27 protein-coding genes and 1 pseudogene are annotated in these 25202 nt (G+C 44.1%); 11 read left to right on the top strand and 17 right to left on the bottom strand.

The genetic code is table 11. The features are described from left to right. Window positions 1-106: 106 nt before the first annotated feature. On the bottom strand, window positions 107-925 hold the full coding sequence (gene ampD / locus FD973_RS01110) for a 1,6-anhydro-N-acetylmuramyl-L-alanine amidase AmpD (RefSeq protein WP_371816867.1): 819 nt from the start codon (window positions 923-925) through the stop codon (window positions 107-109). Between the two features lie 3 nt (window positions 926-928). Next, on the bottom strand, window positions 929-1777 hold the full coding sequence (locus tag FD973_RS01105) for an inner membrane protein YpjD (RefSeq protein WP_215323822.1): 849 nt from the start codon (window positions 1775-1777) through the stop codon (window positions 929-931). A gap of 20 nt (window positions 1778-1797) precedes the next feature. On the opposite strand from FD973_RS01105, the gene ffh reads away from it, so the two are divergent. Beyond that, window positions 1798-3180, top strand: coding sequence for a signal recognition particle protein (gene ffh, locus FD973_RS01100; protein ID WP_215323821.1), 1383 nt, complete (start codon window positions 1798-1800; stop codon window positions 3178-3180). Here ffh and FD973_RS01095 read toward each other — a convergent pair whose 3' ends face one another. Further along, window positions 3181-4923 carry a proline--tRNA ligase gene (locus tag FD973_RS01095; RefSeq protein ID WP_215323820.1) on the bottom strand — a complete coding sequence of 581 codons (1743 nt, stop codon included), beginning with the start codon at window positions 4921-4923 and terminating at the stop codon, window positions 3181-3183. It lies immediately after the preceding gene. A gap of 48 nt (window positions 4924-4971) precedes the next feature. On the opposite strand from FD973_RS01095, the gene FD973_RS01090 reads away from it, so the two are divergent. Together FD973_RS01090 and FD973_RS01085 are read left to right on the top strand one after the other, a co-directional pair. After that, window positions 4972-5571, top strand: a complete 600-nt coding sequence (locus FD973_RS01090; protein WP_215323819.1) for an RNA pyrophosphohydrolase — start codon at window positions 4972-4974, stop codon at window positions 5569-5571. Further along, window positions 5568-6140: a CNP1-like family protein gene (locus FD973_RS01085; protein ID WP_215323818.1), complete on the top strand. Its 573-nt coding sequence runs from the start codon at window positions 5568-5570 to the stop codon at window positions 6138-6140. Before FD973_RS01090 ends, FD973_RS01085 begins: the two co-directional genes overlap by 4 nt. Here FD973_RS01085 and proB read toward each other — a convergent pair. From proB to rplU, 4 genes and pseudogenes are all read right to left on the bottom strand, one after another. Then, window positions 6140-6919: pseudogene (proB, locus tag FD973_RS01080) on the bottom strand (glutamate 5-kinase); the annotation flags it as partial. The gene FD973_RS01085 and the pseudogene proB sit on opposite strands and share 1 nt — an antisense overlap. A gap of 21 nt (window positions 6920-6940) precedes the next feature. Further along, a complete protein-coding gene (gene cgtA / locus FD973_RS01075; protein ID WP_215323816.1) occupies window positions 6941-8029 on the bottom strand; it encodes an Obg family GTPase CgtA in 1089 nt (362 codons plus the stop codon). Between the two features lie 87 nt (window positions 8030-8116). Continuing rightward, window positions 8117-8377: a 50S ribosomal protein L27 gene (rpmA, locus tag FD973_RS01070; protein WP_215323815.1), complete on the bottom strand. Its 261-nt coding sequence runs from the start codon at window positions 8375-8377 to the stop codon at window positions 8117-8119. A 19-nt stretch (window positions 8378-8396) separates the two neighbouring features. After that, the gene (rplU, locus tag FD973_RS01065; protein ID WP_011902040.1) at window positions 8397-8708 is read right to left on the bottom strand and encodes a 50S ribosomal protein L21; all 312 of its coding nucleotides are present in this window, start codon (window positions 8706-8708) and stop codon (window positions 8397-8399) included. A 75-nt stretch (window positions 8709-8783) separates the two neighbouring features. Between rplU and FD973_RS01060 the strand changes: the two genes are divergently transcribed. Then, window positions 8784-9788 carry a polyprenyl synthetase family protein gene (locus FD973_RS01060; protein WP_215323814.1) on the top strand — a complete coding sequence of 335 codons (1005 nt, stop codon included), beginning with the start codon at window positions 8784-8786 and terminating at the stop codon, window positions 9786-9788. Here FD973_RS01060 and FD973_RS01055 read toward each other — a convergent pair. Then, window positions 9785-10720, bottom strand: a complete 936-nt coding sequence (locus FD973_RS01055; RefSeq protein ID WP_215323813.1) for a reductase — start codon at window positions 10718-10720, stop codon at window positions 9785-9787. The two genes, FD973_RS01060 and FD973_RS01055, sit on opposite strands and share 4 nt — an antisense overlap. A 56-nt stretch (window positions 10721-10776) precedes the next feature. On the opposite strand from FD973_RS01055, the gene FD973_RS01050 reads away from it, so the two are divergent. Beyond that, complete coding sequence (locus tag FD973_RS01050; RefSeq protein WP_215323812.1) at window positions 10777-11544, top strand: fumarylacetoacetate hydrolase family protein; 768 nt, start codon at window positions 10777-10779, stop codon at window positions 11542-11544. Between the two features lie 71 nt (window positions 11545-11615). Here FD973_RS01050 and FD973_RS01045 read toward each other — a convergent pair whose 3' ends face one another. Then, on the bottom strand, window positions 11616-12635 hold the full coding sequence (locus FD973_RS01045) for a 2-dehydropantoate 2-reductase (RefSeq protein ID WP_215323811.1): 1020 nt from the start codon (window positions 12633-12635) through the stop codon (window positions 11616-11618). 104 nt (window positions 12636-12739) lie between these two features. Continuing rightward, window positions 12740-14155 carry a sodium:solute symporter family protein gene (locus FD973_RS01040; protein WP_215323810.1) on the bottom strand — a complete coding sequence of 472 codons (1416 nt, stop codon included), beginning with the start codon at window positions 14153-14155 and terminating at the stop codon, window positions 12740-12742. Between the two features lie 116 nt (window positions 14156-14271). Here FD973_RS01040 and FD973_RS01035 point away from each other — a divergent pair, with 116 nt between their 5' ends. Beyond that, window positions 14272-15249, top strand: a complete 978-nt coding sequence (locus FD973_RS01035; RefSeq protein ID WP_215323809.1) for a squalene/phytoene synthase family protein — start codon at window positions 14272-14274, stop codon at window positions 15247-15249. 7 nt (window positions 15250-15256) lie between these two features. Here the strand turns inward: FD973_RS01035 and FD973_RS01030 are convergent, their stop codons facing one another. Further along, complete coding sequence (locus FD973_RS01030; protein WP_215323808.1) at window positions 15257-15769, bottom strand: methylated-DNA--[protein]-cysteine S-methyltransferase; 513 nt, start codon at window positions 15767-15769, stop codon at window positions 15257-15259. 114 nt (window positions 15770-15883) lie between these two features. Between FD973_RS01030 and FD973_RS01025 the strand changes: the two genes are divergently transcribed. From FD973_RS01025 to zapD, 5 genes are read left to right on the top strand one after another with little or no spacing between them, the layout of a single operon-like run. Next, window positions 15884-17176, top strand: a complete 1293-nt coding sequence (locus FD973_RS01025; RefSeq protein ID WP_215323807.1) for an HlyC/CorC family transporter — start codon at window positions 15884-15886, stop codon at window positions 17174-17176. Beyond that, the gene (locus FD973_RS01020) at window positions 17173-18252 is read left to right on the top strand and encodes a GspE/PulE family protein (RefSeq protein ID WP_215323806.1); all 1080 of its coding nucleotides are present in this window, start codon (window positions 17173-17175) and stop codon (window positions 18250-18252) included. The genes FD973_RS01025 and FD973_RS01020 overlap by 4 nt, the downstream gene beginning before the upstream one ends. Further along, a complete protein-coding gene (locus tag FD973_RS01015; RefSeq protein ID WP_215323805.1) occupies window positions 18243-19289 on the top strand; it encodes a type II secretion system F family protein in 1047 nt (348 codons plus the stop codon). Before FD973_RS01020 ends, FD973_RS01015 begins: the two co-directional genes overlap by 10 nt. Window positions 19290-19335: 46 nt before the next feature. Further along, on the top strand, window positions 19336-20022 hold the full coding sequence (coaE, locus tag FD973_RS01010) for a dephospho-CoA kinase (RefSeq protein ID WP_371816866.1): 687 nt from the start codon (window positions 19336-19338) through the stop codon (window positions 20020-20022). Window positions 20023-20033: 11 nt separating this feature from the next. After that, window positions 20034-20786 (top strand): cell division protein ZapD, encoded by a 753-nt coding sequence (gene zapD, locus FD973_RS01005; protein ID WP_215323804.1) that lies wholly within the window; start codon window positions 20034-20036, stop codon window positions 20784-20786. Here the strand turns inward: zapD and FD973_RS01000 are convergent. Genes FD973_RS01000 through FD973_RS00975 form a run of 6 tightly spaced genes read right to left on the bottom strand, consistent with a single transcriptional unit; the run spans window position 20783 to window position 25198 of the window. Further along, window positions 20783-21199: an NUDIX domain-containing protein gene (locus FD973_RS01000; RefSeq protein ID WP_215323803.1), complete on the bottom strand. Its 417-nt coding sequence runs from the start codon at window positions 21197-21199 to the stop codon at window positions 20783-20785. The genes zapD and FD973_RS01000 overlap by 4 nt on opposite strands. Before the next feature lie 14 nt (window positions 21200-21213). Next, entirely contained in the window at window positions 21214-22071 is an 858-nt protein-coding gene (locus FD973_RS00995) for an ATP-binding protein (RefSeq protein WP_215323802.1), read from the bottom strand. Window positions 22072-22085: 14 nt separating this feature from the next. After that, on the bottom strand, window positions 22086-23321 hold the full coding sequence (gene argJ / locus FD973_RS00990; RefSeq protein ID WP_215323801.1) for a bifunctional glutamate N-acetyltransferase/amino-acid acetyltransferase ArgJ: 1236 nt from the start codon (window positions 23319-23321) through the stop codon (window positions 22086-22088). A gap of 41 nt (window positions 23322-23362) precedes the next feature. After that, window positions 23363-23659: a hypothetical protein gene (locus tag FD973_RS00985; RefSeq protein ID WP_215323800.1), complete on the bottom strand. Its 297-nt coding sequence runs from the start codon at window positions 23657-23659 to the stop codon at window positions 23363-23365. Between the two features lie 18 nt (window positions 23660-23677). Then, window positions 23678-23932, bottom strand: coding sequence for a MoaD/ThiS family protein (locus FD973_RS00980; RefSeq protein WP_215323799.1), 255 nt, complete (start codon window positions 23930-23932; stop codon window positions 23678-23680). A gap of 9 nt (window positions 23933-23941) precedes the next feature. Continuing rightward, window positions 23942-25198 (bottom strand): NAD(P)/FAD-dependent oxidoreductase, encoded by a 1257-nt coding sequence (locus tag FD973_RS00975; RefSeq protein WP_215323798.1) that lies wholly within the window; start codon window positions 25196-25198, stop codon window positions 23942-23944. Between the last annotated feature and the right edge of the window lie 4 nt (window positions 25199-25202).

Here is a 25202-nt window from a genome sequence, read left to right as displayed (position 1 = left end):
TTTACTAATTATTTGACTTATTTTTGAGTCATTTTGGTGCGAATTTTTGAGCCCTTTTTAGACAAAGGCTAGAAAAGTAAGCGTACGCTCACATACAAAAATGAACTTACCGAGAACTCAAACCAAAAGGCAGATTTTCTGCAGAAATTCCCGCTTCTTTTTGGAACTTTGACCAGTCAAAATAAATTCCGGGGTCAGTTTTGCGTCCAGGCGCAATGTCGCTGTGTCCAACAAATTGCAAATGGGGATAAGCACATGCCAATTTCCCAATAAGATTATTCAAACCTTCATACTGAGCCTCTGAAAATGGTGTTTCACCATCGCCCTCCAACTCAATGCCAATAGAAAAATCATTGCATTTTTCTCTACCAAAATAAGATGACTTACCAGCATGCCAAGCCTTATGTTGAGTCGATACAAACTGTATTAACTCGCCAGAACGGCTTATTAAAAAATGACTAGATACCTTTTGATCGGCAATCTCCGCAAAATAAGGATGTAGATTGGGGTCAAGCTTATTTTGAAAAAAATGAACGATATGGTGACTGGAAGATTGATTCTTAAATTCACCGGGAGGAAGGCTGATGTGATGAATCACCACCAAATCGGGCGTGATGTTTTCTGGCCTAGCATCTTGATTGGGTGAAACACACCACTTTGCATCGCCTATCCATCCACTCGAATCTAGAGCATGTAGATGCTCTTTTGAGCAGTAGAAACGACTGTCATATGCGAGTGCTTCTGATTCTGGAAGATGCAATTTGCAGTATTGGCATTGCACCATAACCTCCGGATCCATGACCTTCTTAGTCTTACTCTTATTAGGATCTTGAGGGTTTTCTGAATCAAGCTTAGCCTGTTTTTTACCTTTAATCCAAAGGTAAAAAAGACCTGCGCCAGCAAACAATAAAAGCCACTTAAACAAGAATTAGACTCTCTGAAGAATGACTTCCAATACAAACCGACTGCCTACATATGCCAGCAATAAAGCCGTATAAGCGCTCAATACCCAACGAATAGCGGCTCTACCACGAAGACCTACCCGCCAACGAGCCAACAAAAGTCCACCAAACAAAACCCAAGATACCAAAGCAAAGATTGTTTTGTGATCAAAGACGAGTGGCTTGCCAAATAAGGTCTGTGAAAACAACAAGCCAGAAAAGACCGTCAAGCTAAGTAAGGCAAATCCAACATACAGTAAGTTAAATAAAAGGCTTTCCATAGTCATCAGTGGAGGGAGGTCTTCCAGCCAATTTGCAAACCGACTATTAGGAATAATGGCTAGTTGACGATGCAATGCTCGATCCTGAACACTCATCAGCATGGCATGCATTGCCGCCAAGCTTAGTAAACCCACAGACACGGTAGCCACAACAAAGTGACCCTTAAACCAAGGATCTGAAACTGCCTTTGGCGATATCACCACCCCAGGGAAAATGTTTGGAAGAAAAGCGCAAATCAGCGCAAACATTAAAGCCATCCAGCGCAAGCTAGCGATGGGTAAAAACCAGGACTGAAACCAATAAAACGCCAAACCAACCCAGGCAATCAAGGATAAATCTTGCGCAAACCCAAATACAAAGCCCTGGGGAGTAAAGACGGAGTCATGAAGTTGAACTCCATGAATCACCAAAATCACAAAAATGGCAGCTTGCACCAAGACAGTTGAGAGCCTAGACTCCACACCACTCTTGGCTTTAAAGCTTAAAAGCAGCAAAAGAACTAAATAAAGTACAGAAGGGAGCCATCCGTAACTTGAGTAACCTAAAATATCCATCTAGAAAGTCTAATCGATAAATGCTAGAAAACCTCACCGACCGCTTATCTCGCGTTGTTAAAACAATGCGGGGTCAAGCTCGCCTCACTGAAGCCAATACCGCAGAAATGCTACGGGAAATCCGTCTAGCCTTATTGGAAGCTGACGTAGCCCTACCAGTAGTGAAGTCTTTACTGGAACAAATTAAATTTAAAGCCCTTGGCGAAGAAGTGGTTGGTAGCCTTAGTCCGGGGCAAGCTCTTGTAGGGGTAGTCCAGCGCGAACTTGCCCAAGTCATGACGGGTGACCCCAACCAAAGTGGTGACCTTAATCTAGCGACCCAGCCACCAGCTGTCATCTTGATGGCTGGTTTACAGGGTGCGGGTAAGACCACCTCGGTTGGAAAACTAGCAAAGTGGTTACAAGAGAAAAAGAAGAAGAAAGTACTTACTGTTTCTTGCGACGTTTATCGGCCAGCTGCGATTGAGCAACTAGAGACTGTCTCTAAGCAAGTTGGCGCAGAATTTTTTCCAAGCAATATTAATCAAAAGCCGATTGATATCGCCCTAGCCGCCCTTGACTGGGCGCGTCGCCATTACTTCGATGTAGTGCTGGTAGATACGGCAGGTCGCCTGGGTATTGACGAGGCACTCATGCAAGAAATTAAAACCTTGCATACCAGCCTCAATCCCATCGAAACATTATTTGTAGTTGATGCCATGCTTGGTCAAGATGCGGTCAACACCGCTAAAGCTTTCCACGAGGCACTACCACTCACTGGAGTAATCCTTACAAAACTGGATGGCGACTCCCGAGGTGGTGCCGCGCTTTCTGTTCGCCAAGTAACAGGTGTACCACTCAAATTTATCGGTGTAGCCGAGAAGATGGATGGTCTTGAGGCCTTTGATGCCGAGCGCATGGCCAATCGTATTTTGGGCATGGGCGACATTCTGGCATTAGTAGAACAAGCTCAACAACACGTTGATGTTGCCAAAGCGGAGAAATTAGCTAATAAGATTTCTAAAGGCGGCTTTGATCTAGAAGATTTTCGTGATCAACTGATGCAAATGCAAAAGATGGGTGGCATGGCTAGCTTAATGGATAAGCTACCAAGTCAAGTAGCTCAAGCAGCCTCCAAGGCAAACCTTAGTAATGCCGATAAACAAACTACACGCATGCGCGGAATCATTGACAGCATGACACCTCAAGAGCGCCGAAAACCTGAATTACTCAAAGCAAGCCGTAAGCGTCGTATAGCCGCAGGTTCTGGCGTAGAAGTACAGGAAGTAAATCGTCTACTCGCTCAGTTCGAGCAAATGCAAGCAATGATGAAACAATTTAAAGGTGGGAAAATGGCACGTGCCATGGCTAGCATGGCTGCAAAAGGAGCCGCCAAAGGCATTGGCGGTCTCTTTAAAAAATAATTAACTAACCAAGTTTTTTGCAGTGTTGACTGCAGAAATGACTTTTGCCTTGATATCGCCCAATGGAATGTTTTGAGATTCAGCATCAGTTCGACTCTTAAACTCTACTTGAGAATCCGCTAAGCCACGATCGCCAATCACTACGCGGAACGGTGCCCCAATTAATTCCCAGTCAGCAAACATCGCTCCAGGACGTTCATTACGATCATCCAAAATCACATCGATGCCAGCTGCTAATAGCTCATCATGCAATTGATCGCATGCAACTTTAACGGCCTCTGATTTTTCGTATCCCATAGGACAAATCACCACCTCAAATGGCGCCATTGAAATTGGCCAAATAATGCCCTTCTCATCATGACCTTGCTCAATCGCAGCACCCAGTAAGCGAGTAACACCAATGCCATAGCAACCCATCACCATGGGCTGAGCTTTACCTTGCTGGTCTAAGTATGTGCAACCCATTGCCTCTGAATAACGCGTGCCCAACTGGAAGACGTGACCGACTTCAATACCACGACAAATATCAACAATCCCTTTACCATCAGGCGAAGGGTCCCCGATCACCGCATTACGAATATCAAGAACCAATGCTTCAGGTAAATCACGACCCCAGTTCACACCGGTCAAGTGATAACCCGCATCATTTGCACCACAAACAAAATCAGACATATTGGCAACGGTCCGATCTGCCACAACGGTTACATCTGCCCTTACACCAACCGGTCCCAAGTAACCCGCTGGAGCATTGCAGGCTTGCTTGATTTCTGCTTCCGTAGCAAAACGTGATTCAGCCATTCCAGGCACCTTGCTAGCCTTTACCTCATTAAGCTCATGATCGCCACGCACTAACAACATGAAGAGTTTTGCTGGTCTGTTTTCTTGGTCTGCAGCAAACAATAAAGACTTCACTGTTTTCTCTAGAGGAATATTCAGCAACTTTGCAACGTCTGCACAGTTTGTCTTTTCTGGAGTTGGAACTTTTGCCATTGCAACAGTACCAGCAGCGCGTTCCGCAATCAAAGACAATGACTCAGCAGCCTCCAAGTTGGCTGCGTAATCAGAATTTGGACAATACACAATCGCATCTTCACCCGTATCGGCAATCACGTGGAACTCTTGACTACCAGATCCTCCAATAGCGCCGTTATCTGCTGTTACCGCACGGAACTGTAAACCCATGCGCTTGAAGATGCGGGTATATGCATCAAACATGATTTGGTAAGACTTCTTTAGACCTTCCACATCCCGATCAAAAGAGTAAGCATCTTTCATGCTGAACTCACGACCACGCATGATGCCGAAACGAGGACGACGCTCATCACGAAACTTGGTTTGAATCTGATAAAAATTGACTGGCAGTTGCTTATAGCTCCTAATTTCATTGCGAGCTAAATCAGTAATTACCTCCTCAGAGGTAGGCTGAATTAAGAAATCACGATCATGACGATCTTTGATACGGAGTAACTCTGGCCCCATCTTTTCCCAGCGACCTGTCTCTTGCCAAAGTTCAGCAGGCTGAATCATTGGCATCAATAATTCGATTGCACCTGCTCGATTCATTTCTTCGCGAATGATATTTTCTACCTTACGAATAACTTTTAAACCGAGTGGCAAATAGTTATAAATGCCTGCACTCAGCTTGCGAATTAAACCTGCGCGCACCATTAGCTTATGCGAAACCACCTCAGCGTCAGAGGGGGCTTCTTTTAGCGTGGCGAGAAATGATTGTGATGCTTTCATGTATGGATATAATCAAATCATTGATTTTAAAGGATTTGAGGCACGATCATGCTTGACCGTGAAGGGTATCGCCCGAATGTCGGCATTGTCCTCCTCAACAGCCGTAACGAGGTTTTCTGGGGAAAACGCGTTGGGCAGCATTCGTGGCAGTTCCCGCAGGGCGGGATTCAGCATGGTGAAAGCCCTGAACAGGCTATGTACCGCGAACTGCAAGAGGAGGTTGGCTTACTACCGGAGCATGTCCAAATTATTGGACGGACTAGGGACTGGCTTCGCTATGACGTCCCCGAGGAATACTTGCGTCGCCAACATTCAAGCCGTATTCATCGCGCTGCCTATCGTGGCCAAAAACAAATTTGGTTTCTATTGCGCCTAGTAGGTTTAGATAGCGATATTCAGTTACGAGCATCAGAACACCCTGAATTTGATGCTTGGCGCTGGGTGCCCTTTTGGATACAACTAGATGCAGTGATCGACTTTAAGAGGGAAGTCTATCAATTAGCACTATCTGAACTTGCCCGTTATCTTTCCCGAGGCATGCGTATGCAACAGCTAGCCTGGGGCACTCCGCTTGACCTATTCCAGTCTTTTTATGCCAGCAGCGAAGAAAATTCCAACTCTTCAAAAGAATCAGGCAAACAAAAATGAACCCTGCCATTAAAAAACTCAAACAATATGGAACCAGCATTTCTATTGGGCTCGGCTTAATAGCCTGCTCAGGAGATCCTATGCAAAGTGGTCTAGATCCCTTTGCACCCATGGTTTTTAAAGAAGGTGAAACTACATTGCCGTTAAGTGCCCCCAATAAGTCTACATTACTGCCGTTCTATGTTTCTCAGGGAACTATTTTCAAGTTTGCAATTGATACAAGCTCCATCCTAATTGCTGCCGATGGCGTCACTAGATATACAGTAGTAATAACCAATCCAAGCGGTGGGGAACAGGTGCAATATGAGGGAATTCGCTGTGATTCATATCAATGGCGACTGTATGGGACTCTTGAAAATAATAAGTGGATTAAAAACCCATTAAGCAGCTGGAATGACATTAAACCCAAAGTAACTAATCGTTATCAAGCAGCGTTAGCTTCTGGAGCCTTTTGCAACTTCAATACTCAAGAGAAAAGTATTGCAACGGTTTTAAATTCACTCAATCCAAATAGCTTTACCGGTGGAACTAAACCCAGTAATTCAATGGGACAAATAATTGGCTATTAACGAGCTTTTAAAAACGTACCAATTGGCGCACCTTGCATTAGTCGTATCAGGACTTGATCTTCGCGGCCAGAGGCAATAATCGTATTGGCCCCAGTTTTAGCTGCTATTTTGGCAGCAAATACCTTAGTAAGCATTCCACCTTTACTGAGCTCACTCGCTGCTCCACCAGCCATTTTTTCCAAAGCAGGATCACCTGCAGTGGCATTGGTCAGTAATGTTGCATCAGGATTTTGGCGGGGATCAGCCGTGAATAATCCACCCTGATCAGTCAAAATTATCAAGAGATCTGCGTTTATTAAATTGGTCACTAACGCAGCAAGACTATCGTTATCACCAAATTTAATTTCATCAGTTACAACTGTATCGTTTTCATTGATAATTGGAACTACTCCTAATCTCAACAAGGTATCCAAAGTAGCCCGAGCATTGGCATTTCGTTCTGCATCCGCCAAATCCGCATTTGTCAGTAAGACCTGCGCACTACGCAAATTAAAACGCGCAAAACAACTCTCATACACCTGAACTAAACCCATCTGACCAACCGCTGCAGCAGCCTGTAATTGATGAATTTCCTGTGGTCTTTTAGTCCAACCGAGGCGCTGCATACCCTCAGCGATAGCGCCCGAACTAACCATTAACACTTCATGTCCAGTTTTTAGTAGGCTTGCCATTTGCTCAGCCCACTTTGCTATCGCAGCATGATCTAGTCCCTCACCGTTATTGGTAACTAAACTAGAGCCCACTTTAACAACAATCCGTAGAGTTTTTTTAGCGTTCATAACAAAGAGCCAATTAACTAGTTAATCCGGTTTTTTATCTTCTGACTGAACTTGATAACGAGGATCTTGAGCACGTTCATCAGCATTATCTCGATCACGTCGTACAGAATCTAAATAATCTTGCAGGGAGTAGCAAAGCTTATCGCAGCCCATACCAGTTAAAGCGGAAATCTCAAATACAGGACCTTTCCACTTAAACTTTTTCACAAAGTCAGCTATAACTTTTTTGCGATCCTCTTCAGGGATCATGTCGACTTTATTGAGCACTAACCAGCGAGGCTTCTCCACCAAAGCTTCATCGTACTTACGTAACTCATTGACGATTGCGTTTGCATCGGCCACTGGATCAACATTCTCATCAAATGGAGCTATATCTACCAAGTGAAGCAAAACTCCAGTACGTTGCAAGTGACGCAAGAAACGATGTCCCAGACCTGCGCCTTCAGCAGCACCTTCAATCAAACCGGGAATATCGGCGATAACAAAACTACGTTCATTACCAATGCGCACGACACCCAAATTAGGGTGCAAAGTTGTAAATGGATAATCAGCAATCTTTGGTCGTGCATTTGAAACAGCAGTGATTAAGGTGGATTTGCCTGCATTTGGCATCCCCAATAAACCCACATCAGCCAACACCTTTAATTCCAATTTCAATTTGCGACGTTCGCCTGGTTTGCCATTTGTCTTCTGGCGTGGCGCTCTATTGGTGCTGCTCTTAAAGTGAATATTGCCCCAACCACCAACGCCACCCTGCGCCAAGCAAAGGCGCTCGCCGTGCGTAGTTAAATCAGCAATAGGCTCGCCGGTTTCATAATCGGAAATGATGGTGCCCACTGGCATACGCAATTCAATATCATCGCCTGCACGACCATAACAATCTGCCCCGCGGCCAGGCTCACCATTTTTTGCGGTGTGCGTTTTTGCGTAACGGTAATCAATCAAGGTGTTGATATTGCGATCAGCAATAGCCCAAACACTTCCGCCTTTACCGCCATCACCACCATCTGGACCACCGAATTCAATAAACTTTTCACGGCGCATAGAGGCGCTTCCGGCACCACCTTGCCCGGCAATCACTTCAATACGTGCTTCGTCTATAAATTTCATGAATAAAAAAGGCCTCGCTTAGCGAGGCCTGTTCCTAAGAGTTAAATTCGGAATAAATCTGAATCAAACGAGTCTCAGTCAGGCGCCTTATGAACGAGGCAGAACTGAAACTTGGGCCTTTTTCAAGGCGCCCTTAACGCCGAATTCCACTTGACCGTCAACCAAGGCGAACAAAGTGTGATCTTTACCAATACCAACGTTTGCACCTGGGTGAACACGGGTACCGCGTTGACGAATAATGATGCCGCCAGCATTAATATGCTCGCCGCCAAATACCTTAACGCCTAAACGTTTCGATTCTGAGTCGCGACCATTTCGTGTTGAGCCGCCGCCTTTTTTCTGTGCCATATCTTTCTCCTACCTTGAATTAGGCTTTAATCGTGTTGATCAAAATTTCAGTGAAATTTTGACGATGGCCTTGGTGCTTTTGATAATGCTTGCGACGGCGCATCTTAAAGATTGTCACTTTATCGTGACGTCCTTGGGAGACGACAGTGGCCATCACAGCTGCACCATTAACCAATGGATCACCTAATTTCAGTGAAGCGCCTTCGCCAACGGCGAGGACTTGGTCAAGAGTGATTTCGCTGCCGATTTCCGCTGGTATCTGTTCTATTTTCAATTTTTCGCCTGCGGCAACTTTATACTGTTTGCCACCGGTTTTTATGACCGCGTACATGGATTGAAACCTCAATTAATATTTACATTTAAGCTAATCCACCCTGGACTAGCTAAGCCGATTATTATATCTTGCATGCCTAGCACTGTCAAAATCAATGACTTAAGCCAAATCCTGGCCCCAATTGCCTTAGATTTCAAGGCTTTAGATGAGGTTATTCGTCAACGTTTGGCCTCAAAAGTGGCCTTAATTGACCAAATTTCCACCTATATCATCCAGGCTGGCGGCAAACGGGTCAGACCTGCGCTCTTGATGTTGGTGGCAAAAGCCCTAGCAAATGGCAAAGAAACTGCCCATATCTTAGAAATGTCCGCTGTTGTCGAATTCATTCATACAGCCACCCTCTTACACGATGATGTAGTCGATGAATCGACCCTCCGCAGGGGTCGCGAGACAGCCAATGCCGCTTTTGGCAATGCGGCAAGCGTCCTGGTTGGAGACTTCCTATACTCTCGCGCCTTCCAAATGATGGTGAGACCCAACGACCTTAGAGTAATGCAAATCTTGTCAGATGCGACAAATACGATTGCTGAAGGCGAAGTTCTGCAACTCCTGAATATGAACGATCCCGAAGTGGATGAAGCTAGTTATCTGCAAGTCATTCGCTACAAAACTGCGAAGCTTTTTGAAGCTTCCACAGAACTAGGCGCTATTTTGGCAAATGCCACCGATACTCAACGCGAACAAGCTGCGGCATTTGGTCGCCATATTGGTACTGCCTTTCAGTTAATGGACGACTTACTCGATTACACCGCTAGCGCTGCTCAGATGGGGAAAAACGCTGGGGATGATCTTCGCGAGGGTAAACCGACCCTACCTCTCATTTACTTATTAGAAAATGGCACTAGTGAAGAACAACTTTTAGTTCGCGCAGCAATTGAGCAAAACCAAGATTTACCTGATGATGTATTTGCGCAAATTTTAGCTGCCGTACAAAACTCTGGCGCCCTAGATTACACACAAGCAGTCGCCAAGCGTGAAGCAGACTTAGCCCTTTCTTACCTAAAGGACTTCCCCGTAAATGAAGCCACTAAAGCGCTGGAGGCCTTGTGTGCATACTCTCTCACAAGACAAACTTAAGTACCCAAGCTATTTAATCTGAGTTCTCGTGCGGTAATACGCACTTGCTCTGCCTCCTCGCGCAAGCGAGAAATCTCCTGTTGGGATAGTTTTTCTATATTGGAGTACTCCAACTTCCATGACGGGTCAGAAGACCATCTTAAGGGTGACTGCACTGTTGTACGTGCAGAGGGAGCCACCTCAATCAAGCCTAGAGCCAAGGAGAAATTTAAATCCTGAGAATGAACATCGTTTGGCTTAGCTGCGGCATTACCCAAAGGAAAATCAGAAAATAAAAATCTAGGAACGCCACAATATTCAACAATATCTTTAGCCGCGCCCATTACAACAGTAGAAATTCCTGCAGCCTCCAAATATCTGGCTAATAAACTTTGACTTTGATGACATATTGGGCAGTTTGGAATCAATATCGCAACATCCACACTATCCGCCCTCAGCATTTCCAAAATTTGAGGGGCATCAATTTCTAATGTATGACGCTGACTCCGATTGGTAGGCAAGCCATAAAAATGTGGTGATAGTGCCTTGATTACTTTTGCCGCAACCGCCCTTTTAGCAGCCTCCAATGGAAACCAGCAATTAATATCTTCCATATTGGCATGTTTACGATCAATCCCCACATGGGAAATTCTCAGATCAATATTGTCTGTGATGCTTTGTTTGTAGGGCTGATAAAACTTTGCTGCCGCGTTGTAAGGAGAGCCTGGTCCTTGCGGGCCTTTATCTGGGTCATAAGGAACGGCAGTAGTTATAAGACCCAATACAGAGTCTGAGAGTGGTTTCTTAATAGGACTAAATGGCACATCAACATAGTGTGCCCATACATATGGATTGTCATAGCCTAGACCCAAATAATAGCTTCGGGTGCGCTCCATATAACGAACTGGTTGATCTTGTTCTGGTGCAAAAACGAGCTCAGAAGTTTTAGACATCAATTCATCCCTGTAAGATATTGCATATCAAATATTTAACTTCATAGGAACTTATTATGGCGCAGTGGCTTAGATTTCAGCATCAAGGAAAAAGTGGTTTAGGGCAAGTAAAAGGCGATGAAATCGCAGTTTTCGATGGCGATTTATTTAATGAGCCAAGGGCAACGGGTGAAACTCTTAAGTTAGCCGATGTCACAATCGACATTCCTTGCGTACCATCCAAAATGGTTGCTATGGTCGATAACTTTCACGCATTGGTAACCAAACTTGAGCATGCAGTACCTGCCGAGCCTTTGTACTTCCTTAAGGGTAACAATTCTTTTTTGGCCGCCAACCAAGTTATTCGCACCCCCAAATCCTACTCTGGAAAAGTAGTTTACGAAGGAGAGCTTGGCATTGTGATTGGGAAGAGATGCCATGAAGCAGATGAAACAGAAGCATCTCAGGCCATTTTTGGTTACACCTGCATTAATGATGTGACAGCTATCGAAATACTGAATCGCGATCCCGGGTATGCCCAATGGACTCGTGCCAAAAGTTTTAATACCTTTGGTGTATTTGGCCCTTACATCACCACCGATGTAGATCCAAGCAAGCTTACGATCAAAACAATTCTTAATGATCAAGAGCGTCAAAACTACCCAATCGCAGATATGATCTTCCCGCCTGCAAAATTAGTGAGCTTAATTTCACAAGATGTCCCACTTGAAGCGGGTGACATTATTGCGTGCGGCACCTCTGTAGGCGTTGGGACCATGAAACCTGGCAGCAATGTGAGCATCATTATTGATGGCGTTGGACAACTCAATAATCGCTTCGAATAAACAAAAGTTTCACAAAGAATAAAACCCCTTGCTACTCAACATAGCAAGGGGTTTTTAATACGTAAATCTAATTAATAACCTGAGACAGAAGGCAAGGCTAAACTGCCTTTGGAGGCTTGCACGTTTTCATCCAAATATTTGGTTAGAGCAAACACGGTATTCAAGCAAGGTGTGGGTGTTTGTGTGATCTTGCCGAGTTCGATCACCGATCCCAGTAGAGCATCGATTTCTAAACTACGCCCCGCTTCTAAGTCCTGCAACATGGAAGTCTTATGTTTACCAACTTTTTCCGCCCCAGCAATACGACGTTCAATATCAACCCGGAAAGTGACCCCTAACTTCTCGGCGATTGTCTGTGCTTCAGCCATCATGTTGCGCGCCAATTCTTTGGTCAAAGGATATTGGCAAATGCCCTCGAGTGTTCCGTGAGTCAAAGAACTGATTGGGTTGAAAGTCATGTTGCCCCAAAGCTTGAGCCAGATTTCAGAACGAATGTCGTCCAAAATTGGGGACTTAAAACCAGCAGCACCCATCATCTCTGACATCTTTTGAATCCGCTCAGTTGTCTTGCCGTCCAACTCGCCTAAAGGGAAACGATTCCCCTCGACGTGACGAATAACGCCAGGTGCTTGAGTAAAGGTTGCTGGATACACGACACAACCGATGATGTTATTTGGGTTAATTGCATTTTTAGCGACGCCACCAGCATCCACCGTCTCCACAGAATGGTCTTGATACTTGCCACCAAGCTTTTGGAAATACCACCAAGGAATACCGTTTTGCATTGGTATCAGAATCGTTTCTGGTCCCATGATGGCTGCTAAATCATCAATGATCGGCTCAACTTGATGGGCTTTTACAGCCAAAATAATTACATCCGGAGTCTCAGCATCCCGAATTTTTTCCACTGCTTTCACTTGGGCAACTAAAGGCTCTGGTTGGTCATCCATAATCAGAGCAAGACCACGCTCTTTAATTGCTGCCAAAGTAGCGCCACGTGCGACAACAGTTACTTCATTGCCCGCTCGAGCCAACATAACAGCTAGGTAGCCACCAATGGCGCCACCTCCACCGATCACACAGATTTTCATAACAACTCCATAAGAACTAAAAATTTTTAATTAACATCATCTTAGAGGAGAATATTTTGCGGTGCAATATAATATTTTTGCCTAATTTTTAAGCAACTCCTGCTCTAGACTGCTTTTAATGAATCTTTTGGCACCAGACTACCCAAAATCATGCCTCCAATGCTGGCAAATAAGCCGGCTAATTGAGGTGGCAATATGGCATTTGGTGCCAAGATTTCGCAACTTATCCAAATAGTTAAGCCCCCTACAACTGCCAACAGGCCGCCTAAAGAGTTTGCTCTTGGCCAATAGACCCCAAATGCAAGTGGCACAAAAGCAGCCACCAGAGTGACTTTATAAGCACTCTCCACCATCTTAAAAATAGATAATTCTGAATTCACAGCAAAGAAAGTGACTACCACAGCAAAGCATAGGACCGTAATCCGCATGACTTTCAATAAATCTTGATCAGATAAATGCTTAAAAAATCCTCGGACAATATTTTCAGCAAAAGTTACCGATGGAGCCAATAAAGTTGCACTCGCACAACTTTTAATTGCGGATAACAATGCCCCGAAGAACATTACCTGCGCAATGATTGGCGCATGACCCAAAATCAATTTAGGCAAGATCATTTGCGGATCGGTTGATAAGTATTCTTTGACTAGGTCTGGACTAATCAAAGTTGCGGAGTAAGCCAAATACATCGGCACAAAAGCAAAAATAAAATAAAGTACCCCACCCAGCAAAGCCGCTTGAACTGCGATATTGACATTTTTAGAAGAAGTTATTCGCTGGAATACATCTTGCTGAGGAATAGAACCTAACATCATGGTGCATAAAGCTGCCACGAATCCCAAGATGGACGCTAAATTCATATCTGGCCAAAAATTACTAAATTGACCGGCCGCCACCGCGTGCTCAATCACCACAGATACGCCACCAGTTTGAGTAGTCATTTCGCCGCCGATATACAACATGCCGATTACGATGATGATCATCTGAATAAAGTCAGTAATCGCCACAGACCACATACCACCAAATAAGGTGTAAATAAGAACACTACCTGCCCCTATCAACATGCCACCCGTCTGAGAAATACTACCTTCAGATACGACATTAAATACAAGCCCAAGAGCTTTAATTTGAGCTGCAACCCAACCTAAATAAGAAACAACAATGCAGAGCGTGACTAAAACCTCTACAGTGCGACCATACTTTTCACGGAAAAAATCGCCAATAGTGAGCATGCGACGGTTATATAGATGACGAGCAAAAAAGAGGCCTACCAAAATCAAACAGAGGGAAGAGCCAAAGGGGTCTGCAACGACACCTCCAAGACCTTCTTTTAAGAAAGTTGCAGGAATTCCTAAAACAGTCTCTGAACCAAACCAAGTTGCAAATACAGTGGCAGTCACAATTGGTAAGGGCAGGCTGTGTCCAGCCGCAGCGAAGTCAGCGGTATCTTTCACTCGCAATGCCGCCCACAAGCCGATACCAACCGAAATAACCCAATAAATGATGACGAACCAAATAAGCACGCCTGAATGCTCCTTCAGAAATTTGATGAAATTATATGGCTTTGTCACTTTTGGCAGATAACAAATGCCTACCCATTTGGGGCACTCACTAAAACGCTTTGGTCTGACATAATTCAATGGTGAGACCATCAAAACAAAGCCCTACAACGAACCCATCAGCAGATCTGGCGTATCAAAAAGCCATTCTAGGCTCTGTTTCTCGCACCTTCGCATTGACGATTCCACTTCTACCCCCCAACATTGAAAATATTGTTGGCAACACCTATTTACTTTGCCGTATCGTAGACACCATTGAAGATGCCGCGGATTTAAATGTTCAAACCAAGCAGTTACTCTCAGCACTCTTTCTAGATGCTGTACTTGAAAAATCACCCGTAAATAATTTTGTCACCCCCTGTCTTGAGGCTTTAAAGCATTACGGCAACCAGGATGAATTGGATTTAATCTCTCATACGCCCACAGTTCTTAGAATTTTGCATACTTTTAATAGGCAAGATCAGGATGCTGTGAGTCGCTGCGTTTCCATCATGTCCGAAGGGATGTCTTTTTTTCATGGAAAACAAAATCAAGCTGGCCTCCAAGATCTCGCCGAATTTGAGCAATATTGTTATGTTGTCGCTGGGGTCGTTGGAGAATTGCTAACAACTGTTTTTGGCAACCACTCTCCCGCATTTAAAGAGAGAATGGCTGGGCATGAAGATTTAGCAATTGCATTTGGGCAAGCGCTGCAAATGACAAACATACTCAAAGATTCACCTGAGGATAAGGCACGCGGAGTTTCTTGGAAGCCAGTGGACACCAGTCAAGCGGACCTCTTGAAACTAGCCTATCAAAAATTACAAGACTCCCTAAATTACATTCTTTTGATACCTAGGCAAGAGAGTGGTATTAGGCGTTTTTGTTTTTTAGCTTTTGGCTTAGCCGTTATGACTCTTTCAAAGATTGCTAATCGAACAGAATTTAGCAACAAAGATGAGGTAAAACTTACTAGAAAAAGCGTTATGAGTTTTTATGGCTTTACGAAGATTGCAGTAAAAAGCGATACCCTCATGAAGTCTTTTTTCTACCTATTTAGCAAATCATTGGTTAAGTAAGCTATTTCTATAAAGCACCTTCATGCTTTAAAAGCCACAATTTAATTTGGCGATACAGGCCAGGAGAATTCTCTTTCATAAACCCCCCGATACCTTGAGCGGATACTACTCGATGACAGGGTGTAATTAAGGGGTAAGGATTTGCACCACATGCTGTTCCCACGGCACGCGCCCCACTCTTAATTTTCTTAGCCACCTCTCCATATGTTTTTGTTTTTCCAGCTGGTATCTCTTGAATACTGTCCCACACTTTTTTCTGATGTTCTGTACCAGATGGTTTGATGGGTAAATCAAATATCCAATTTGGATCCTTGAAGTAAGCCGTGCATTGAAGCGCAACCTCCTTAGCTAATGCATTCTTAGGAGAACTTAATTTGGCATCCCGTGGCAAATAGTCAATCTTAGACAGCATTAAACTTCCGTCGACCAACTCCGTCAAAATTCCAAGTCGCCCAAAAGGCGCTGCTACCACACAATAACTAACACCTTCGCCGTGTTTTAGAGTATTTGATCTTGCCATAGCTGATTCTGACATAAATAAACAGGCAAGATGACAGATCTTTGCTCTTTAGCTATAGCTTGCCAAATAGCACTTTGCTATATTGACTCATCCTTACTTTTTCAGGCAGACCTCATGGACACCTTTTTTGACGATTGGCCGTTTTACAGTCAAGTTGCTCTAGTCCTATTTTTACTTGCGCTCTCTGGCTTTTTCTCTATGGCAGAGACCAGCATGCTCTCATCCAATCGCCATCGTCTACGTGCCATGGCTAATAGTGGTAATACTGGTGCGGCTTTAGCCGAAAGACTCCTGAAGCGAATTGATTCATTGCTATCTGTATTGCTGATCTCCAACAACTTGATTAATACAATTTTGCCAATTTTGGTTACAGGCATAGCTCTACATATCTTCGGGGACAACGGATTTGTACTCTCCATTGCTACTTTGGTCGTGGCTTTACTCATCATCATTTTTAGTGAGATTACCCCCAAAGTAATTGGTGCCGCATTTCCTGAAAAAATTGCTTCTAATGTCGGTTGGTTTATCTTGCCCCTCACATTCGCACTAAAGCCATTGCTTTGGTTTATCAATAGCTTTGTTTCGGGCTTAATGAAAGTATCGGGCTTGCAATCCTCTTCCGACAGTAGAGCCATGAGCAAGGAAGAGTTGCGCAGTTTAGTTTTGGAATCAAATCGTTTTGTATCCAACCATCATCGTAATATTCTGCTCAACTTATTCAATCTAGAAAATATTACTGTTGATGATGTCATGACGCCTAGATCGAAAATAGAAGTATTGGATCTATCAAGGCCAATTGATGAAGTAGTTCAGCAACTTGAAACCTGCTATCACAATAAATTGCCCGTTAGCGACGGTGACTCTGATCGAATTATTGGCATTCTTTCGGTGAAAAAAGCTCTATCCCTGCTTGGCGACACTGACCTAAAGCATGATGATTTTAGAGTTTTACTAAACGAGCCCTACTTCATCCCTAGCGGTACACCTGTATTGCAGCAAATGCAATTTTTCCAAGATAACCAACAACGATTAAGTCTAGTGGTGAATGAATATGGCGAGGTTTTAGGTTTAGTCACTTTTGAAGACATCGTTGAAGAATTAATTGGTGAATTCACCACCTCTTTCTCAAACTTATCAACTAATCCACGCTGGCTAAATGACGGAACCTATATAGCATCTGGTGGAGCATCTTTGCGAGATCTCAATCGACTTCTCAATCTTAACCTTCCATTAGATGGGCCACGCACTTTAAACGGCCTTATTCTAGAAAAGCTTGAAGCAATACCTGACCACGACGTCAGCATTCGTATTGCTGGCATTGTCATGGAAATCGTCCAATTTGATGAGTATGGCGTAAAAACAGTAAAACTCTATCGACCAACCACCTTGACCCAAGATCAAGATTGAGCATTGCTCAAGATGACTCACTAATCATTCGAACTTGGTATGAAATTGCCACTCGTGCTCTTCATGCTAGAGCGAGTGACATTCATATTGAGGCAGGCACCGAGGCCACCCTTATACGCATACGCGTTGATGGCCTCCTGCAAATACAGTCATATTGTCCGATTGAATTGCATGACCGTCTAATTACACGCATCAAAGTTCTGGCACGTCTAGACATAGCTGAAAAGCGCCTTCCACAAGATGGGCGACTAAGTATCGGTCACGATTTCGCCAAACCCAACATCGATTGCCGCGTATCGATTTTGCCCACACTATATGGCGAAAAGGCAGTCATTCGAATACTGCCCAATTGTGTTGATGATCTTAATTTAGAAGAAATCGGTCTTTTGTCATGTCAGCTGGAAATATTCCAAAAAGGATTATCCCAATCAAATGGACTCATTTTGGTCACTGGACCAACAGGAAGCGGCAAAACGCGTACCTTGTATAGTTGCTTACGTCATCTAAACCAACAGCATCGCAATCTTTGCTCAATAGAAGATCCGATAGAGATTCGATTAGCTGGAGTTAATCAAGTGGCATATCACCCACGTGCGGGCTTAGATTTCCCAATCATCATTCGCGCCCTCCTTAGACAAGACCCTGATGTCATTATGATTGGCGAAATTCGCGATGGAGCAACCGCCCAGCTTGCGATACAAGCAGCGCAAACTGGACATCTAGTTTTAAGCACACTACATACCCGCAATGCTCGGGGGGCAATTACCAGACTTAAAAATCTTGGGGTTGATCAGGAGGCTATTGAATCCTGTTTACTAATTGTGAGCTCGCAACGTTTAGTTCGCAAGATTTGCCATAAGTGCTTTGAGCTAAATGCAGACATGAGGGATAAGTGTTCTTTCTGCAAAGGGAGCGGTTATTTTGGACGCATTGGAATTCATGAAGTATTAGGCCAGTCCCATCTTTCTGATTTCACCATCCCATATCTCTCGATGCATGAAGCTGGCTTAGAACATATTCAATCAGGCCTCATTAATTCAGCGTCATTAGCCTCAGAAATCAGCTCATGGCATTAAAAAAGCATGATCAACTTCGCTTTGCCGAACAACTCTTAACTCTTCTAGATGCTGGCCTACCCCTTCTAAATGCAATAGAGCTCATATATTCGACCGCACCAAAAAGTTGGCTACCTTGCTTAAGCAGCATTCACGCCCAACTCAAAAAAGGAGAAAGTTTTTCACAGTGCCTACGTAACCAAAATAATCAATTCTCTATTGAGTTCATCAACCTAATTAAAGTGAGCGAACGAACTGGTGACTTTTGCTTAGCACTTAAAACAATCTGCCAACAGCTCGAAGCTCAAATTGAGTTACGCCGAAAAATTCAGCAGTCTATGAGTTATCCCCTCATCACGCTGGCAAGCTCATGTCTTTTGGTAATTGTCATGATGATTTGGGTCGTACCTGTCTTTAAGGAAGTTTTCGACCAATTTCAAGCCGAGTTACCTGGGCCCACAAAAGCCCTGATTGAAGCATCTTCCTGGCTAGAAGAATTCTGTATTGAAATCATTTTTATTTTATTTATCTCGATGACTCTTTTTGGCTTTGCATGGGTAAAACTTCCTCGACTGCAAAAGTATTGTGATCGAGCCAGTTTTTGCCTTCCTCTCATTGGCCAACTCCTCAGGCTAGCAACGCTGACATATTGGTGTAGGACATTGGGCCACCTACTTAGTTCTGGATTGCCTCTACTAGACGCCTTGAGGGTCACAGCCCAATCATCAAATCATTGGCTCAGCCATGACTACACCGCTGAAATATTCAAACATTTAACTCGCGGCTGGCCTCTGGGTGATTCGATAGTTAAAGCAGATCCCAGGCATCTTTTATTTGACTTGGAAACCTTACAACTGCTAAAAATTGCCTCAGAAAGCGGCGCACTTGCGGACATGCTTCAAAGACGCTCAATGGTTCTAGGATCCCAATTAAGCAGTAGGCTAAATACCTTAAGCCAAAGCTTAGAGCCTTTATTAATCATTATTGTTGGGCTGATTATTGGTGGCTTAGTCATCATCCTGTACCTACCCATTTTTAACTTAGGGCAGATTGTTTGATGAGTCACGTCTATTTTGGTGAGTTTGCTGGCATCATTCAATTGTTATGGCAATTGACCGCTCAACCCCTTCCCTTTCAAAAGATGGCTTAGCCCTGTTAAAGGGGTCAATACCCTTTGTCGGTCTCACTGGTGGAATAGGTTCTGGGAAAAGTGCGGTGAGCGCAGAACTTTCAAAATTGGGGGCTGGCGTAGTAGATACCGATCTAATAGCCCATCAAATTACAGCCCCGAATGGTGCAGCCATTCCATTAATACAAAAGCAGTTTGGCCCTGACTTTGTCAATTCTGAGGGAGCGCTCATGAGGGACAAAATGCGTTCCCTCGTATTTTCAGATCCAGAAGCCCGAAAAGCCCTAGAGAATATTACGCATCCACTGATACGCGAGGAAACCATTCTCCAAGCCAAACGCTTGCTCGCATCAGATGCTCCATACATTGTTTTTGTGGTTCCTTTATTGCTCGAGTCCGGCAATTGGCAGCCATTACTTGACTACTTAGTAGTGGTTGACTGCTCAGAAGAAATGCAGATTGAAAGAGTGATGCAGCGCAGCAATTTGTCTCGAAATGAGGTCGAAAAAATTCTTAAGGCCCAAAGTAGCAGACTAGAACGTCTAGCAAAGGCAGATATGGTCATTGAAAACCAAAGCTCGCTGGAGAACTTAAAGACAGAAGTGGCCAAGTTGCATCAAAAAATCTTACAGATTCAGGAAGATCGGCTCAGTTCGTCATAGAATATGGGCTTGTGATTGTCTACGAATACCCCTTCAATGAATTAGTTCGAAGCATGCTTCGGCTGGAGTATTTGTTCGCCCGTTTTAATCACTTTATCCGTTCAGACGATCCCGAGTTACATCACAATGCGATCTCTATTTTGTTTGATCTTGGGGATATTGGAGCCCGAGGCGATATTAAGTCCTTACTCCTTAAGGAATTTGAACGTCAAAAATATTCGCTCAATGGATTAAAGTCTTCTCAGAAAGTAGATCAAGAAGCGCTTACGCAAACACTTACTGAAATTGACAATGTTGCAAGCAGTATTAACCAATCCGCTGGCAGACCTAACTCCGTCATTACAGAAAGTGAATGGTTAAATGCCATTCGCACTAGGTTAAATATTCCTGGGGGTACAAGCCCAATCGATTTGCCTAGCTATCACGCTTGGAAAAATAGCCCGACAAGTGAACGTCGTGAGTTGCTTGAAAAATATATAAGCCCCCTATTGCCATGGCATGAAGCATGCCAATTATTTTTGCGCCTATTGCGTCAATCAGGCGAAGCCAAAGATGTCATTGCTCACAATGGGTCTTTTCAGCAGGCACCTTCAGGTAAGGTATATCAATTAATGCGCATTGCTATTGATGATGACACCTTATTTTCAGAAATTAGCGCAAATAAGTATTTACTCTCAGTGCGCTTCCTTAAGTCTGATCGAGATAAAAAGGCGCAACTGGTAAATGCAGATATTCCTTTTAAGCTAACGCTTTGTCAGCTCTAAGTTAAAAGGTCTTTAAGCCTTTCCAACATTGGCCAAGCGGCCGGCAATAAAGGTTCAACACTAGGCTTATCTGCTGTAAGTAATTCCCAAGATAACGCCTGATTCTCACAGCCCTTTGGAGTACCATTCCATTCGCGAATAATGCTGACATGCAAACGAACATAGGCATGCGGGTAATCATGCTCTAAAACAGTCAATTCTTCATTTGATTGAATTTCAATGCCAAGCTCTTCCTGGAGTTCACGTTTGAGTGCATCGAGAACAGTTTCTCCCTTTTCGATTTTTCCACCAGGCACCTCCCAGTAACCCGCATAGGGTTTGCCTGCCGGTCTCTGACCCAAAAGATAACGACCTTTGTCATCGAGCAAGATTCCTGCCGCCACTTCAGTAATAGGGCGTTGATTTTCATTCATCGAGCTTATTCACTTTAAGCTTGTAAGCCGGCCCAATGTTTAGCAAATTGCCAAGCGACACGACCAGAACGCGAACCACGCTCGAGAGCCCAAACCAATGCTTCCGCCCGAGCCGCTTCAATCTGCGCAGAACTTAAACCAAAATGTTGTAACCAATGCGCCACAATTGCTAAGTACTCGTCCTGCTTTGGCGGGTAAAAAGACAACCAAAGACCAAAACGCTCAGACAAAGAGATTTTTTCTTCTACTACTTCACCAGGGTGAATTTCGCCATCGTCGTTATGAATATATGACTCATTATCTTTCATATACTCCGGCAACAAGTGACGACGATTGGAAGTGGCATAGATCAAAATATTGTCAACTTGTGCTGAAACAGAGCCATCTAGAGCTGATTTCATGGCTTTGTATCCAGATTCACCATCTTCAAAGGATAGGTCATCGCAAAAAATGATGAAACGCTCAGGTCGGTCTGCCAAAAGGTCCGTAATGTCAGCCAAGTCTGCTAAATGCTCTTTTTCTACCTCAACCAGACGCAATCCTTGGCTGGCAAACTCATGCAAGCTGGCCTTAATTAAAGAAGACTTTCCAGTTCCTCGTGCCCCAGTAAGCAAAATATTATTAGCTGGTTTTTTTTGAATAAAATTTTTGGTGTTATCACGGATCGCATCGCGCTGACGATCAATATTCTGCAAATCTTCAAAGGTGATATCAGCTACATGCTTCACAGGCTGTAAAAATCCAATACTGCCAAAAATACTATCTCGCCGGCGCCATCTATAAGCAGTTGAAGATTTCCACTGCTCTTCAGTTAATGGTTTAGGCAAAAAAGTATCTAGATGATCTAAAAGGCGGTCTAATTTTTCATTCATATTTGATCTGCCTTTTATGAACGGTAGTCTGCATTAATAGATACGTAATCATGAGATAAATCACATGTCCATAGGGTTTGCGTTGCAGTACCGCGGCCCAAGTCAATTTTGATGGTGATTTCTGAGGCCTGCATCACGCGCTGGCCGTCCGCTTCTTGATAATCTGGATTACGACCGCCATCTTTGGCAACCCAAACATCACCCAGCCACATTTGGACATGACTTACATCCAAATCTGCAATGCCTGCATAGCCAATGGCCGCTAGGATTCGTCCTAGATTTGGGTCACTGGCAAAAAAAGCTGTTTTTACTAGAGGTGAGTGCGCCACTGCTTTGGCAACTAAGCGGCACTCTTCAGGAGTTTTTCCACCCACAACCTCAATCGTCATTAATTTAGTCGCCCCCTCTCCATCGCGAACAATCATTTGAGCTAGCTTTTTAGCCAGAGCAATTAATGCATCACGCAGAACTTCATAGCTGGGATCATTGACCGATTGAATCTGAACCGCAGACTGGCCAGTAGCCATAACGATAAATGAATCATTGGTTGAGGTATCACCATCAATCGTGATGGCATTAAATGAAAGATCGGCTATCTCACGTGTCAGGTTTCTCAAAAGTCCAGGCGCAAATCCAGCATCAGTAGCAATAAAGCCGAGCATGGTTGCCATATTTGGATGAATCATGCCGGCGCCCTTACAAATACCAGTGATAGTTACCGGACCACTAGGCAACTGCACCGTTGTTGAAGTAGCTTTAGGCTGAGTATCTGTAGTCATGATGGCCTCAGCTGCATCAAGCCAATTATCTTCACCTAGATTAGCTACTGCTTTTGGTAGAGCGGCAACAATTTTTTCAATCGGAAGTGGCTCGAGAATGACCCCAGTTGAAAACGGCAGAATTTGCTCTGGATTAATCTTGAGGTCTTTTGCCAAAGCTGCACAGGTTTCTAAGGCATGCTTCATACCTGACTCGCCTGTACCAGCGTTGGCATTACCGGTATTCACCACCAGGGCTCGAATCTCACCATTACGACCCTCTTGCGCCAAATGCTCGCGACAAACTTGTACTGGAGCAGCGCAGAAACGATTTAAGGTAAAAACACCGGCCACCTGGGAGCCTGGAGATAACGTCATCACCAATAAATCTTTACGATTAGCTTTCTTAATTCCAGCTTCGGCGATACCCATCTCAAAACCTTTTACAGGCTTGAGTTCAGATTTTTTGGGGAGAGGTAAATTAACGGCCATAAAAGTACTCTGTAAATTGAAATCAATAATGGTTTTGAGGACTAGCCTCCACCCCTGCGAGTATAAAGATCAAATCGATTTAGGACAGACTGACAGTCGCTTTCGGTCCAGTCTTCAGAAAACCGCAAATTCACTTCAAGCACTGGGATCTCTAGAAGCGCGATTTTGCGTTTAGGCTGGCTTGACCCAAAAATTTGCAAGCGCGGGTTATGCACATCTCTTAACAATTGGCCATCAACAAAAAGACTGGTATGCGGGTAAAGCTCGCCTAGCGCTTCGGGTAACCACCGCAACAAGTCTGCAGTGGTGCAACCCATCTTTCTTTCAAATTGCAACATTCGCTAAATCAGAAAGCACTACCCACCGGCTACTGGAGGGCAAATAGCTAAGGCATCGTTAGGCTTGAGAATATATTGGTCACGCTCGGCGGGTTTAATGTAAACCCCATTTACCATCACTAAATGAGCTGATTTGCTGGGAATCTTATATAGCAAAATTATGTCGCCTATAGTACAAGTATCAGCAACATCAATATCCGCTTCAATGCCGTTTTTTTTGTTGGGCGGTAAATAACTTGCCAAACTGGCAAACAATTTGAGGGTAATTTTCATCCCTAGAGCTTAATTGAACCAGCTTGACTGCGCTTGCCCTGCATCTAGATAGGCATCCATGACCTTGGTCGGATCACCCATTAAGGTTTCTTTCCATCCGCCCAAGGCAATCTTTCCCTGAATCAAGCCCCTAAGCACACCTATATGGTCTGTAGTCCCAACGCAAGTAGCACCAATCAAAACATCTCCTAAAAACTCTAAACGAAGATATTTGTACTGCTGCAAATCTACCAACTCAACGTGATCACCGCCTTTAGCGCCAGACCATAGTCCAAATGAAGATGAGATAAGTCCTAAAGTATCCAAAACATTAATCTGCAGTGCGCCCAGACTTTCGCAATCCCCGCCGGTCATTGCAATCGCAGCAATTCTGGCCTGCTCAGCAGCATTGGGTTGGATTGCGTTTACTATTCGCTCACCAGTAGAAAAATCAATCCCTTCAGCCACGTCCCCCGCGGCATAAATATCCTGATGAGAGGTTTGCATCATCTCATTTACCAAAATTCCGGTTTGGATTTCAATACCAGATGATTTTAAATAAGCAACGTTAGGTCGCACCCCGGTCGCAGAAATGACTAAGTCAACCTCAAGTGATTTTCCATTGGAAAGCATTACCATCAGACCAGAATTAGTTGTAGTAATGGCTTCTACTTTGGTATTGGTGTGTACTTGAACGCCTTTTGCTTCAACCCATTTTTTTATCATGCCGCCCGCAACAGTTGTCATCATGCGTGGCACCATCCGATCGCCCATTTCTACAACTGTCAGATCAACCCCTCTACTAGCAAGCGCCTCCAGAATGATGCAACCAATGAAACCTGCGCCCATCTGTAAAACGCGTGAGCCTGGTTTGGCCAATTTCCTGATTGCGCGTGCATCCTCCATAGTCCAACAGGAATGCACACCAGGTAAATCAATACCAGGAATTGGTGGCTGAACAGGGATAGAACCAGTTGCAATTAGCAACTTATCAAAAGAAATAGACTGACCATCCTCTAGATCCAACTTCTTTGCTTTGGGATCAACAGAACGGGCTTTGCCATGAATCTGCTCAATCTTCAGTTTTTGAAAGTGTTCAGGATCCTTACGTAAATAGGTGCCTGATTCTTCAATAATGCCCATGAGCAAATAAGGAATGGCCATTCGAGAATACGGGGGAACATCCTCAGATCCTATCATCACAATTTGATCACCAGGAGCTCGCTTACGAATAATTTCTGCGGCAATAACTCCTGCTGGGCCATTACCCAAGATGACGTGCTTCATGACT

Origin of the sequence: Polynucleobacter sp. MWH-Braz-FAM2G (assembly GCF_018687635.1) — a bacterium.
GTDB lineage: Bacteria > Pseudomonadota > Gammaproteobacteria > Burkholderiales > Burkholderiaceae > Polynucleobacter.
Note: the sequence above shows the minus strand (reverse complement) of the source record. Positions and strands in the feature narration are given on the sequence as shown.